Genomic DNA, 12,873 nt, shown 5'->3' with positions numbered 1-12,873 from the left:
TTATGTGAGTTTCGCATCCGATAATGGGTGCAGGAGGAAATTCACTTTTATGGCACGTAGACATACCCCTGATCAGGTCATCGCGAAGGTCCGTCAGGGCCAAAAGATGCTCAACGATAGACGGCCGATGATTGAGGTCGTGAAGGAACTGCAGGTCACCGAGGCGACCTGGTACCGGTGGGTGAACCAATACGGTTCCGAGCACAACGCCGGCCAAACCAAAGCGGTACGGGAGCTCGAGAAAGAGAACGCCCGGCTGAAGAAGCTGGTTGCGGAGAAGGAACTGACCATCGACATTCTCAATGAGGTGGCGAAGGGAAAATTCTGAGCCCCGAACCTCGCCGCCGTGCAGTGCGCATGGCGCAGGAGAAGTTCGGGGCGTCCGAAAGACTCGCCTGCAAGATCCTGGGCCAGAACCGGTCCGCCCTGCGCAAGGCACGGCCGGTGGCCAGCTTCGAAGACCACCAGCTACGGGCCGATCTGCGGGCTATTGCGGGGAAGCACCCGACCTGGGGTTGGCGGAAGGCACGCTGGCACCTCCTGGGCCAGCAACAGTGGGTTGGGGTGGCACTGAATCCGAAGCGGGTGCGCCGGCTGTGGCGCCTCGAGGGACTCACCTGCAAACCCAAGGCAAGGAAGAAACGCCGCACCGGGCCCGGGGCTGGGGAGCAGAAACGGCTAACTGCTCAGTATCCGATGCATGTGGTCAGCTTCGACTTCCAATCCGATGTGACCTCCTGCGGGCGGCATGTGCGGTTTTTCAACGTGATCGATGAATACACCCGTACCGCGCTGGCGATCATCCCGCGGCGGTCTTTCACCGCGACGGATGTGGTCGCCGTGCTTGAGGACATCATCGCTGAAACCGGTGTCGTCCCGACCCATGTCCGCTCCGATAATGGGCCGGAATTCACTGCCGCAGCACTGATCAGCTGGTGCCAAACCGCCGGCGTGGAGACCGCTTTTATTGACCCGGGGTCGCCGTGGCAGAACGGGTACGCCGAGTCATTCAACGCCCAATTCAGAAGGGAACAACTCACCGGAGAAATCATAGACACCCTGGCCGAAGCAAAGTACCTGGCCGATGAATGGAAACAGCTCTACAATCATGAACGTCCCCACGGATCCCTCGACGGAATGACACCGTCGGCCTACTGGGAAAACTGGACCGCAGGAAACCAACTAGCTATCGCATAGCCACTGGACTGCTAACGGGGGCCCAACCACGCTTTCGTCATTTCCTCGATGAGATATTCGAGAAAGGAGGTTCGTACATCATGAGTCTCACGGCTTCAGAGCGTACACATCTCTGTATTGGTCTGGGACTCACCCGAGACTTCGTCCTATATCGGGACCGCCTGTCTTCTCAGTCTGATCAAACCCTCAGAACAGGTAGTAGGTCTCCGGCAAGGGCGACGGTGCCGAGCAGGTGCGGCAACAACAGGGCAGAAAAAGGGGTGTGCACATTGTGCACACCTTGGGTGTCGGACTGGGGCGGATCGGTGCCGGTTTGGGGAGGTTTGGGGAGGTTTTCGGGGGAGGCCAGTGTTTGCAAGGGCTGAAAGCCGGTTCAAGTCCTACTTCGGGCACAGTGTTTCCCCTTGTCAGAGGATGTTTTGCTCTCTGACTGTGCACAAACCGGCGCAGATTGTGAACAGGGTGTGCCTGTTTTGCGTTGCTGGGCGGTGGTTCCTGTGGTGGGCTACCTCTTTCTTTCCTGAAGCCTTGGTCCGGGCTTTCTTGCTAGTTCATGGGGGAGTTGCGGTGAAGGTACATGACTCGGGTGAAAGTTTTCACCAATTCCTATTCTTGCGGCGGAGAGACGCTCGGGGATTGAACAAACCGTGTCGTTGCCGAGGTAGTCTGCCACCATCTTCGTGTAGCTGATTTCCGTGTTTGGCTTCGGTAGGTCGATGCTGAGGGTTGGCCCTACGTGGTTATCGGCGAGGGTGATGCAGACCAAGCTTTCCAGGGGCCAAAACCGCAGGGTGTGGCCAATGAAACTGATGACGTCGTCAGGGGTTTTGATGGTCAGCGGTTACATGTTCCTTTCCCCTTCAGCGACTGGCCGGCGCTGGGCGTGTCTCAAGCAAACTCGGGGCAGTCCCAATCGGCCGTTATCTGCCTCGCGACGACACGATGGCAAATCGACAACATGGGACTGGCGCAAATATAGGCGGTGCGCCTCACTTTGTTCCGCTAGACAACCGGGTCTGCTCGGAACTTACGGCGCGACATCTTCTGGCCGCGTTGGTCAGATACGACGACCCCGAAGTTGTCATCTTCCCTATACGGGATGCGACCTAGTCATCCGGTCTCTGACTCGTCTCATCCGGCCTGCCGGCAGGGACAGCGATCGCGACCAGCGGCACTGCGATCATTTTACGGTGTCGCCCGACCGAGATTGTATCGGGGCGTGGGACGCGCCGCCGCACTCATGCCTTCCAGACCGTCTTTAAATTGCAGAACTCGCGAATGCCGGGAGCGCCCAGCTCCCGTCCAATACCGCTGTCTTTAATTCCGCCGAAAGGCAACTCCGGGTATGACACGGTCATTCCATTGATGAACACGGCTCCGGCGTCGAGGCCTGCGATGAAGTACTCCTCGTCTGCGGCGTCAGTCGTCCACACGGCCGAGCTGAGGCCGAACGTCGTCTGGTTGGCGATGCGAAGGGCGTCATCACGGCTGTCGGCCCGATAGAGGGATGCGACAGGGCCGAAGGCCTCCTCAAGCACGAGGCGCATTCCATCCTGCAGGTCGGTGACGATGGTCGGTGGGTAGAACCAGCCAGCGCGCTCCGGAGCGCTACCACCGGCGAGCACGGTCGCGCCTTGGGCCACCGCGTCGTCAACCAGTTCAGCGAGCTCGTCACGGCCGGACTCGGTGGCCAGTGGTCCGACGTCGGTCGTGGGTTCCATCGGGTCGCCCACGACCAGGGCACGAAACCGGTCAGCGAGGGCTGCAGAAAACGCGTCGTACACGTCACTGTGCACGATGAAACGCTTACCAGCGATGCAGGACTGGCCGTTGTTCTGGGTGCGTGTGGTCACCGCGACCTCGACAGCCTTGTCCAGATCAGCGCTCGGCATGACAATGAAGGGATCGGAGCCACCGAGTTCGAGGACGGACTTCTTGATCTGCCCGCCCGCATTGGCGGCGACCTCTCGGCCTGCGGGCTCGGACCCGGTGAGGGTGACGGCCTTGACACGACGATCCTGAATGATGGCAGCGACGTCGCGCGAGCCGATCAGGAGGGTGGAGAACGCGCCCTCGGGAAAGCCCCCACGGGAGAAGAGCGTGTCGAGGTAGAGGGCGGACTGGGGCACGTTCGATGCGTGCTTGAGCAGTCCCGAGTTGCCTGCCATGAGCGCCGGCGCGGCAAAACGCACGACCTGCCACAGTGGGTAATTCCACGGCATGACGGCGAGCACGGCTCCGAGTGGTTGGTACCGGGCCAGGGCGCTTGACGCGTTGACACGCGAGGCGTCGGCGAGCATTTCGTCGGCCAGAAACCCCTCCGCATGCTCGGCATAGAACCGCATGCCCTTGACGCATTTGAGGGCTTCTGCCCTCGCTTGGGCGAGAGGTTTACCCATTTCTGTCGTCATGATGGCGGCGATGTCGTCGGCCTCGGCTTCGAGCAGGTCGGCGGCGGACTGCATCCACTCGGATCTCTGCGCAAAGGTCGTTCCGCGCATGACGCGCGTCGCGTCATCGGCCAGCGCGATGCGTCGCTCGACCTCTTCCGCAGTATGCGGTTCAAAACTTTTCTCTGTTTCGCCTGTAGTGGGATTGATGGTGGCTATCGCCATGAGTGGTGCCTTTCCTGTAGATATGAATCGTTCAGTGGAGGGTCTCGAAGACTTCGGGGTGGCGCGCGAGCCCCAGTCGGGTGCGGCGAATGTGGCCGGCGAGGATGCGTTCGGCGTCATCCGCGTCACGCATGCGCATTGCCTCCACGAGCATGTGGTGTTCATCGTGCACGACTCGCGTGGCATGCTCGTCCAGAAGGAGGGTGAAGGCTCGGCGATAGTGCTGCGTCGTGTTCCATAACCGGCTGACCAGGTCACCGAGCACGGTGGTTTGTGCACGCTCATAGGAGCCAAGGTGGAACTCACGGTCGAAACGCAGGAAGGCCTCGACGTTGTCTGTGCCTTCCATCTGTGCTGCGAGCGACGCCAGCCGGTCCAGGTATTCATCATCGATCCCTGGCATCGCATAGCGAAGCAGGAGCGGCTCCACCCGCTCGCGGGTCTGGTACACCTCGTCACACTCCGCCAGGCTCAACCGTGACACCCAGGCACCGGTGTTGGCGATCAGGGTGACGAGGCCGTCAGCCGCGAGGGTGCGGAAAGCTTCGCGCACCGGTACGCGGCTGGCACCGAATCGCAGCGCGACCTCTTCCTGGCGTAGCCGTGCACCCGGCCGGTATTCCCCGTTGAGGATCATGGTGCGTAGCTGCTCCGCAATGCGAGCGCTCGAATCACCGTGCGCCGAGAAGTGCACTGTCGTGACGTTGTTCATCAAGCCCTTTCTGTGTGATCTGTCGACTCAGCGAGCCGGATCGGCTGGATGCCACAACAGCACCGAGGCATCCACTTCGTAGGCCTTGCCTTCGGGGTAACTGACCAGTTCAAACTGCATTCCCCACGGAGACAGGAAGTAGACCCAGCGCTGGCCGGTGCTCGCGCCGCGGCTAGGGGTCGGCTCGCCCAAGAAGCACACGTCTTTGGCGAGCAGGTACTCATAGGCCGCGTCGAAATCGTCCACGTAGAATGCTAGGTGATGCCCGCCAAGATCGCTGTTGCGCGGCTGTGGTCGCTGTTCGTCAGCGGATTCGTACTCGAAGACCTCGAAGTTAGTGCCGAAGCCGCAGCGGTAGAAGTTGAGTTTGCGCATGACCGTGCGCGGGTGGACGTCGAGGTGCTTTCTCATCCAGTCCGAGGCGTCGCTGCTAAATGGGCCGAGTGAGTATACGCGCTCGCAACCGATGACGTTCACGAAAAAGTCGTCCGCCTGCTCCAGATCGGGCACCGTAAAACCGATGTGGTCGGTGCCACGAAGGCCGGGAATCGACATCACAAACCTACTTTCCACACGGTGTCACGACATTGCGCTTTTCTTTATTGTATCCATTAGAAGGATAGATTGGGGAAAATCTCCCAAAATAGCGGAAACTGCCCTACGATTGAATCCAATCACTGCCTAAGCCGTCGGCCTCGTCCGCCGGACGTCTACACCGGTTGGCCGCCCGTCAACGGAGAAGAGAGACCATGCCAGAATTGGAAAGCTTGCATCCAGCACAGCCGTGGGTGCAGCTCAGCACCACCGCCGCTGACTGGGAAGCCGCCGATCCGCAGTTGCTCGCGACGATGTTGGGCCAGCTCCATCTGATTCGCGCCTTCGAAGAGACGGTGCTCGACCTCGCTGGCGAGGGCCTCGTGCACGGGCCAGCCCACTCGAGCATTGGCCAGGAAGGCGGCGCCGTCGGCTCGATCATCGGCATGCGGTCGTCGGATGCGGTAAACGGTTCCCACCGCGGCCACCACCAGTTCCTCGCCAAGGCCATCACTCATGTCTCCGAGAACTCACTTGACCTCGCCACCCTGGTGAAGCCCGAGCTTCAATCGGTGCTACAGCGGACCCTCGCCGAAATTCTCGGTCTCGCACAGGGCTTTTGCCGTGGCCGCGGCGGCTCGATGCACCTGCAGTGGTTCGAGGCGGGCGCGCTCGGTACCAACGCGATTGTCGGCGGCGGAGTGCCCCTTGGGGCCGGCAATGCCTGGGCGCAGAAGCACGCCGATACCAGCGACTTCACGATGAGTTACTTCGGTGATGGCGCCGTCAATATCGGTTCAGTACTGGAGACCATGAATCTCGCGGCCGCGTGGAAGCTTCCCCTCGGATTCTTCATCGAGAACAACTTCTATGCGGTGTCGACGCACGTCGGCGAGGCCACCGCCGAGACGCGACTTTCGGCTCGTGCTCTGGGCTTCGGCATCCACTCATGGCGCGTTGACGGCATGGATCCGCTTGCCGTCTACCTCGCGACGCAACAAGCGGAGGAGGTGATGCGGTCGGGTCAAGGCCCCGCGGTCATAGAGGCGGAGGTTTACCGTTTCTTCCACCAGAACGGACCGTACCCGGGCAGTGCTTTCGGTTACCGAACCAAGGAAGAAGAAGGCCAGTGGCGCGCCCGTGATCCTCTCACCCGAGTGGCGGAGGAGATGAAGGCGCTCGGCTACATCGACGATGAGGGGATCGCCGCTGTACGTTCGCAGGCGCAGGCCGCGATGCGCGTCGCCACGGGCGAACTGCTCGAGGCTGATCCGGAGAACGCGGGCAAGCGGCGCATCCTGGCCAATCTGTGGCCGGACCCTTCGTTCGTTGACGTTGGACTGCGGGGTGATGCGACCGAGCTTGAGGGCGCCCAAGTCCTCGAGCCGCTCGAGTACGACGGCGAGGTGACGTCGACTCGTTTCGTCGACGCGGTCGCGGCTGTTGTAGGACGCCGCATGGAGCAGGACGCGCGCGTCGTCGTGCTAGGTGAGGACGTTCACCGTCTGGGGGGTGGCACCAATGGTGCCACGAAGGGCTTGTCGAAGGCCTACCCTGAGCGTGTGCTTGGCACGCCGATCAGCGAGAATGCCTTTGCGGGTCTCGGCGGCGGGATGGCGCTCGACGGCCGTTTCCGCCCCATCGTCGAATTCATGTACCCCGACTTCATGTGGGTTGCGGCCGATCAGGTGTTCAACCAGATCGGCAAGGCACGGCACATGTTCGGCGGCGATAATCCGGTGCCGCTGGTGCTCCGCACCAAGGTCGCGATGGGCTCCGGCTACGGGTCCCAGCACCTGATGGATCCGGCAGGAATCTTCGCAACAAGCCCCGGATGGCGCATCGTCGCACCATCAACAGCTGCCGACTACATTGGGCTGATGAACGCGGCGCTCGCGCTCGAGGATCCGGTACTCGTGATCGAGCACGTGGACCTTTACGGTCAGAAGCACGACGTCCCGGTCGGAGACCTCGACTATCAGCTGCCGTTCGGCAAGGCTGCGGTCCGCCGCGCAGGCGCTGATGTAACCGTCATCAGCTATCTGTCAATGGTGGGCCATGCGCTCGAGGCAGCGGAGCAAACCGGAATCGATGCCGAAGTGATTGACCTGCGCTGGCTCGACCGGGCCTCCATCGACTGGGACACCATCGGCGAGAGCATCAAGAAGACGAATAGTGTGCTCATCGTCGAACAGGGAGCGCGAGGAACTTCCTACGGGGGATGGCTCGCCGACGAGATTCAACGGCGTTACTTCGATTGGCTCGACCAGCCAGTGGAGCGCGTCACGGGTTCCGATGCAAGCCCTAGCATCTCCAAGGTGCTGGAACGTGCGGCGATCGCCCGCACGGAAGAAGTCGTCGCAGGCCTTGAGCGCGTGCGCGTCGGATTCGGCGGAGGAAACTGATGGCCGCGATCATTCGGATGCCCGAGGTCCTTGCCGGTGCCACCGAGGCAGCCTTGGAGGCCTGGCTCGTGACGCCTGGAGACGAGATCAGGGTTGGTCAACCCATCGCCGAGGTCGAAACCGAAAAAGCCGTCGTCGAGTACGAGGCTGAGCAAGGTGGCGTACTCGCAGGGCTCCTCGTTGAAACGGGTGTGCAGGTGTCGGTCGGTACGCCGATCGCGGTGCTCGCCGAGCCAGGCGAATCGATCGAGGACGCTATGGCGGCGGCGGGTGGCAGCGCCGCGGATTCGGAAGCGGAAGGGGAACCTGCGACCGGCCCTGCGGGCACGGTGGCAGCGCCGGAGAGGGAGACGACGCCCCAGCAGGTGAAAGCACCAGAAGTTGACAGGATACCCACCGTTAACGCTCCCCAGGGCAACCGGGTCTCGGATATCGCGCCCGCCCATACACGTCAGTTCATCAGCCCACTCGTTCGTCGTCTGGCAGCGCAGCGCGGCCTCGACCTCTCTGCTACTACCGGCAGCGGACCCGGTGGGCGCATCGTGCGCCGGGACATCGACGGAATACCTGCAGCAGAGGCTGATATGCCTGCACTCGCGTCCCGTGCGGAACAGGCATCAGAGGTGGCTGCAGGAGTGGGTTACACGGATATTCCCCACACGGGAATGCGGCGTGCCATCGCCCGCAGGCTCGTCGAGAGCGTCACCACTATGCCGCACTTTTACCTCGTCGCCGATTGCCGGGTCGACGAACTTCTTGCCATTCGGCGCTCCGTCAACCAGTTGTCCGCCGCGCCCATTTCGGTCAATGACTTCGTCGTCAAGGCGGTTGGGGCAGCCTTCAGTGATGTACCCGAGGCAAACGCCATCTGGATGAATGGCGCCCTCCGGCGATTCGACGACGTAAGCATTGCGATCGCTGTCTCGGTCGAGGGCGGTCTGGTTACCCCTGTCATGGAGACCGTGAACCGACGCAGTATCAGCGACCTGAGCGCTGGCATCCGGGACCTCGCCGAGCGGGGACGAGCTGGCAGACTCAAGCAGCACGAACTCGAAGGCGGGTCCTTCTCTGTCTCTAACCTGGGAATGTTCGGCACGGAAAAGTTTTCCGCCATTATCAACCCGCCGCATTCAGGTATTCTCGCGGTCGGGGCGGCAACCCAGCGGCCGGTCGTCACGGACGGGGAGATCGCTGTGGCGACCGTCATGACGGTGACACTATCTGCAGATCACCGGGTTCTTGACGGCGCTCTCGCCGCAAAATGGCTCGCCGCATTCAAGACCCGTATTGAGAATCCGCTTGGACTGTTGATCTAGGACAGTGTCGTCCAACGGTGTCCCGAACTGTGGCCATTCGCGGGGACAAGTTTGCGCAGCCTGCTCGGTGGAGAAATGGCCCCGGGCCTTCACGGCGCGCCGGTACCTGGCTTTGAGCGACTCGATAGCATTCGTTGAGCACATCATGGGATTATCTGGCCTTGAGGGACGGAACACATCGGCTTCACGGTCCCGGATCTCGAACAGGCCGAGCGGTTTTTCGTCGATGTGATTGGCTGCGAACTAATCTATGCGCTGGGACCATTCTCATCCGAGAACGACTGGATGAAGAGGCACTTAAATGTCCATCCGTTAACGGTAATGCGAGAACTGAGGTTCTTTCGGTGCGGGTACGGCGCCAATTTTGAGATCTTCAATTATGAACCGGCACCTCGGCAGCACCCCAGCCACTAAACAGTGACATTGGTGAACATCATCTGGTTTTTTACGTCAACGATATCGACGAGGCCACGAACTATTTGCGCAACCAGGCGGGGGTTACTGTTTTGGGCAAGCCGACTGAGAGTACAGGGCCATCCTTGGGTCAACGGTGGGTATACTTTCTCAGTCCATGGGGAATGCAGTTAGAGTTAGTAAGCTATCCGGCCGGTAAGGCTTAAGAATCTGCGCTGGGCAAACGGTTGTGGGACCCGCGGGGGGCCGCAGAGAGAGTGGTCTGTTGCACCTATGTGCCGGGCCTTTCCTCATCTCTCTGGGGCGAGCCTGCCCGCCATGACCCGATTCAACTCCAAGGTGGTATTTAAGCATGGCTTTTGACCCGAAGGCCGAGGTCCTCGAAGACCCGGAGTCCGATGACAGCGGAAAGTTGTCCGGTAGTACCGGCACGCGGGTGGCGGACTACATCCGGTCAGCAATCCTTAGCGGTGAATTCGGGCCAGGACAGCCCGTCCGTCAGGAGACCCTTGCCAAACGGCTTGGAGCCAGCCGGCTTCCCGTGCGGGAGGCACTTCGGATTCTCGAGGGCGAAGGCCTTGTCACTCTGGAGCCGAATAAGGGTGCCCGCGTCACAGCGATGGACGCTGCGGAGCTCTATCTGCTCTATGGGACGCGATCACGGATTGAACCCTTTGTCATTGCCGACTCCGTCCCGCGCCTTTCCCAGTCCAACATCGACCGCGCTGGAGCCATCCTGGACGAGATTGAAGCCGGGGTTGACGCGGTGGAATTCCTCGTTCTCGACCGTGCATTTCATTTGCTGACCTATGAGGGCTGCCAGAGCATTCAGCTGACATCCATTGTGAAGCGGCTCTGGAACTCTACCCAGCAATACCGGCGCGCATTCGTGACGGAGACCGGACCGAGTTGGGTTGAGGAAACGAATGCGGAGCACCGACTACTGCACAAAGCTCTAATCGACCGCAATGCTGAGGTCGCGGCTTCGATCGTTACCACCCACATCACGCGCACCATGGTCGCCCTGCGGAGATCACCGCAAATTTTCGCGCACGATGCTGGGGCCCAGTGACGGGATCTGCAGGACCCGGAGGGACGACTGGTGCTTGTCGTTTACGGGCGGCTCAGCCGCGGACAGCGTTCAGGACTTTGTCAACGATGAGCGAGCCAATTGGAATCGCCGAGGTGGCTGCTGGCGACGGAGCATTGCACACATGCAGTTGACGTTCGGTGGACCGGAACAGGAAGTCTTCGACCGGGGTGCCGTCGCGCATGAGAGCTTGAGCTCTAATTCCTGCAGGATAGGGACGTAGGTCGCCGAGCTCCAATCCAGGGCAGTATTTCCGGACCAATTTGAGGTAGCTGCTGGGGAAATATGAGCTTCGCATCTCCTGCAATCCGGTCCGTAGATTGTCCTTCGCGAATCGCCACATGCCGGGGAACGCCATAAACCGGGCCACATCCCTCGGTGAAACTGAACCGCGTGGATACCCCTCTCTGGAGAAGCCGAGAACCGCATTCGGCCCGACAGTAATTCGCCCGTCGATCGTAGGACTGAGGTGAACGCCGAGGAAAGGTAGATCAGGATCAGGGACGGGGTAGATGAGTCGCTCCACGAGACCCTGGCGGCTATGCGGCAACTGGTAATACTCGCCGCGGAAAGGAATAATTTGAAAATCGACATCGATGCCGCCTATTGACGCAATCCGGTCCGCCTGAAGGCCAGCACAGGCGACCATTCGCCGGGCCCTATACTCGCCGGTGTCAGATCCGACCACCACTTCGCCCGTTGCGCCGGAACGCTCGTCAATCGAGTGCACTGTCGATCGTGTAATCACCCTCCCACCTAGCGCAACGATGTCCGTGGCCATTGCCCGAGCAACTTCCCGGTAATCCACGATCCCGGTGGCCGGAGAAAGAAGTGCCTTGCGGCCTCGAACATTGGGCTCCATTTCCGCGAGCTCGTCCCGATCGATTTTCTGAAGCTCGATACCATTGCGGGCTCCTCGCTCCGCCAACTGCTCCATCCGCTCAATCTCGACCTCATCCGTCGCTATGACCAGCTTGCCGACTGTGTCGTACCGGATGCCGTACTCGTCGCAGAGGTTTTTTGTTTCGCGTTCGCCCGCACGGCACAGTCGAGCTTTCAACGATCCGGGTGTGTAGTAGAGTCCCGCGTGAATGACGCCGGAATTGTGACCGGTTTGGGCGGTCGCGACCTCGTCCGCCTTTTCGAGGACTAGAACTTTGAGGTCAGGATGGCGCCGCAGGGCTTCCCTCGCGGTGGCCAGGCCGACAATCCCGCCTCCGATAACGATCAGATCTTCCATTGACTGCCTCCGGTCTTGAAACGCTGGGTGATGGCGTGTGTACGCCGAAGCCTCGATCTTCTGATACTGAACTGTGGATCCAACATTAGACCGATCATGAACCGCGACGAAGCCCTGAACGCATCGTTGCGAGCGTGGATGTGATGCAAATAGGGTGCCAGGCATGCCCGTGATGATTGACTCTATGGGAAATTCCCTGTTTCAGTCCACAGGTTACAGGTAACAAGATTTTCCTTGACGGAGGGTGTGATGAATGACATAGTGGCCTGAATGTTGGATCCAATTATACGATTTTACTAAGGAGCCGGACTTCGATGATGACCTCTGGTGAAAAGCTCGAAACGCCCGCTGTCTTTATAGCCCCTTCATGCACCTGGCTGGGTCGAGGTGCGCTGGCGTCGCTCGCGACCGGACTTGTTTCGGCCGGTGCCGCTACTCTCGGGCCAGTCCTGATTGCTGCCGATACGGCCCTTGCGACGGGTAATCTTCTGGACGACGCACTCAAGGAGCTCACGACCGCCGGTTACGAACCGGTGGTGCTATCGGACTTTGGGCCCGAGTTGACGGCGGAGCAGGTAGATGCTGCGGCGACGTCAGCACGCGAACGGAGTGTGGTCGCCGTCGTCGGGATCGGGGGTGGTTCGGTGCTGGACGCGGCCAAGATGATTGCTTTGCTCGTAACGAACGAGGGTCATTGCGCAGACTGGTTCGGCGTCATCGAGCCAACTGTGGCGCCTCCACCGCTTGTCCTTGTACCGACTACCATCGGCACCGGGGCCGAGGTTACTCGAATCTCGATGATCACCGATGGTGGAGAGAAGCGCATCACCTCGAGCCGGGCCTTCGTTCCGCAGCTTGTGGTTCTGGATCAGAATCTGGTCGCCAGCCTCCCGGCTCATGTGAAGGCGTCGACCGGCCTCGACGCACTGGCCCACGCCGCCGAGTCCATCCTGTCGTTGAACAGCAGCCCCATTACTGAGCACAACGCGACAGAAGCCATCAAGATCGTGATGAGCCAACTCCCTAACGCCTACGACGGCGACAGTGAGGCCACCGGAAGCATGCTTTTCGCTGCCTATCTTGCGGGGCTTGCGCTTAACTCAGGGGTTGTACTCGGCCACAGCCTCGGTTATGCGATCAATCACGAGAAGCCGATGGCCCACGGCACAACGACGGGCCTGGCGTTGGCATACACGATTGCCTATAACCAGCACGTTGATCCACGGCGTGCCAGGCTGCTCGCCCGCGCGGTGACACTTGGCGAATCGGACGACTTGAGGGTTGCTGCTGAGCATGTGCTGGACCTGGTACGGCGAGTCGGCCAGCCGGACACTCTCGATGCGGCAGGGG

9 protein-coding genes and 1 pseudogene are annotated in these 12,873 nt (G+C 60.7%); 5 read left to right on the top strand and 5 right to left on the bottom strand.

Translation table 11 applies throughout. The annotated features are described in order from the left end of the window. The first annotated feature begins 49 nt into the window (after positions 1–49). Positions 50–1,197, top strand: a protein-coding gene (locus tag B384_RS0106335) for an IS3 family transposase (RefSeq protein ID WP_156808995.1) whose coding sequence is annotated in 2 segments (ribosomal slippage) — positions 50–323 and positions 323–1,197 — 1,149 coding nt in all. Because the reading frame shifts where the segments join, the coding sequence is not laid out codon by codon here. Between the two features lie 1,238 nt (positions 1,198–2,435). On the opposite strand, the gene B384_RS0106330 is transcribed toward B384_RS0106335, so the two are convergent. The 3 genes from B384_RS0106330 to B384_RS0106320 are packed head-to-tail and all read right to left on the bottom strand — an operon-like array spanning position 2,436 to position 5,079. After that, positions 2,436–3,812, bottom strand: coding sequence for an NADP-dependent succinic semialdehyde dehydrogenase (locus B384_RS0106330; protein ID WP_019482284.1), 1,377 nt, complete (start codon positions 3,810–3,812; stop codon positions 2,436–2,438). Positions 3,813–3,843: 31 nt separating this feature from the next. Next, positions 3,844–4,524 (bottom strand): GntR family transcriptional regulator, encoded by a 681-nt coding sequence (locus B384_RS0106325; RefSeq protein WP_019482283.1) that lies wholly within the window; start codon positions 4,522–4,524, stop codon positions 3,844–3,846. 27 nt (positions 4,525–4,551) lie between these two features. Next, positions 4,552–5,079 (bottom strand): VOC family protein, encoded by a 528-nt coding sequence (locus B384_RS0106320; RefSeq protein WP_019482282.1) that lies wholly within the window; start codon positions 5,077–5,079, stop codon positions 4,552–4,554. A 194-nt stretch (positions 5,080–5,273) separates the two neighbouring features. Here B384_RS0106320 and B384_RS0106315 point away from each other — a divergent pair, with 194 nt between their 5' ends. Beyond that, complete coding sequence (locus tag B384_RS0106315; RefSeq protein WP_019482281.1) at positions 5,274–7,463, top strand: alpha-ketoacid dehydrogenase subunit alpha/beta; 2,190 nt, start codon at positions 5,274–5,276, stop codon at positions 7,461–7,463. Then, on the top strand, positions 7,463–8,779 hold the full coding sequence (locus B384_RS0106310) for a dihydrolipoamide acetyltransferase family protein (RefSeq protein WP_019482280.1): 1,317 nt from the start codon (positions 7,463–7,465) through the stop codon (positions 8,777–8,779). The genes B384_RS0106315 and B384_RS0106310 overlap by 1 nt, the downstream gene beginning before the upstream one ends. A 45-nt stretch (positions 8,780–8,824) precedes the next feature. Here the strand turns inward: B384_RS0106310 and B384_RS20505 are convergent. Further along, a pseudogene (locus B384_RS20505) lies at positions 8,825–8,926 on the bottom strand (transposase); the annotation flags it as partial. 619 nt (positions 8,927–9,545) lie between these two features. On the opposite strand from B384_RS20505, the gene B384_RS0106305 reads away from it, so the two are divergent. Continuing rightward, entirely contained in the window at positions 9,546–10,265 is a 720-nt protein-coding gene (locus B384_RS0106305; protein ID WP_019482279.1) for a GntR family transcriptional regulator, read from the top strand. Positions 10,266–10,317: 52 nt separating this feature from the next. Here the strand turns inward: B384_RS0106305 and lhgO are convergent, their stop codons facing one another. Next, positions 10,318–11,523 carry an L-2-hydroxyglutarate oxidase gene (gene lhgO / locus B384_RS0106300; protein WP_019482278.1) on the bottom strand — a complete coding sequence of 402 codons (1,206 nt, stop codon included), beginning with the start codon at positions 11,521–11,523 and terminating at the stop codon, positions 10,318–10,320. Positions 11,524–11,837: 314 nt separating this feature from the next. Between lhgO and B384_RS0106295 the strand changes: the two genes are divergently transcribed. Further along, the coding region (locus B384_RS0106295) for an iron-containing alcohol dehydrogenase (protein WP_019482277.1) at positions 11,838–12,873 on the top strand (1,036 nt) is incomplete at its 3' end.

Source organism: Arthrobacter sp. TB 23 (assembly GCF_000294595.1).
Classification (GTDB): Bacteria; Actinomycetota; Actinomycetes; order Actinomycetales; family Micrococcaceae; genus Arthrobacter_D.
The sequence above is the reverse complement of the archived record's forward strand: the minus strand, read 5'-3'. Positions and strand labels throughout refer to the sequence as shown.

Bases quoted from the DNA above. Each gene is read 5' to 3' on its own strand.
- B384_RS0106320 (WP_019482282.1), bottom strand. From the start codon at position 5,079: ATGTCGATTCCCGGCCTTCGTGGCACCGACCACATCGGTTTTACGGTG.
- B384_RS0106315 (WP_019482281.1), top strand. From the start codon at position 5,274: ATGCCAGAATTGGAAAGCTTGCATCCAGCACAGCCGTGGGTGCAGCTC.
- lhgO (WP_019482278.1), bottom strand. From the start codon at position 11,523: ATGGAAGATCTGATCGTTATCGGAGGCGGGATTGTCGGCCTGGCCACC.
- B384_RS0106305 (WP_019482279.1), top strand. From the start codon at position 9,546: ATGGCTTTTGACCCGAAGGCCGAGGTCCTCGAAGACCCGGAGTCCGAT.
- B384_RS0106330 (WP_019482284.1), bottom strand. From the start codon at position 3,812: ATGGCGATAGCCACCATCAATCCCACTACAGGCGAAACAGAGAAAAGT.
- B384_RS0106325 (WP_019482283.1), bottom strand. From the start codon at position 4,524: ATGAACAACGTCACGACAGTGCACTTCTCGGCGCACGGTGATTCGAGC.
- B384_RS0106310 (WP_019482280.1), top strand. From the start codon at position 7,463: ATGGCCGCGATCATTCGGATGCCCGAGGTCCTTGCCGGTGCCACCGAG.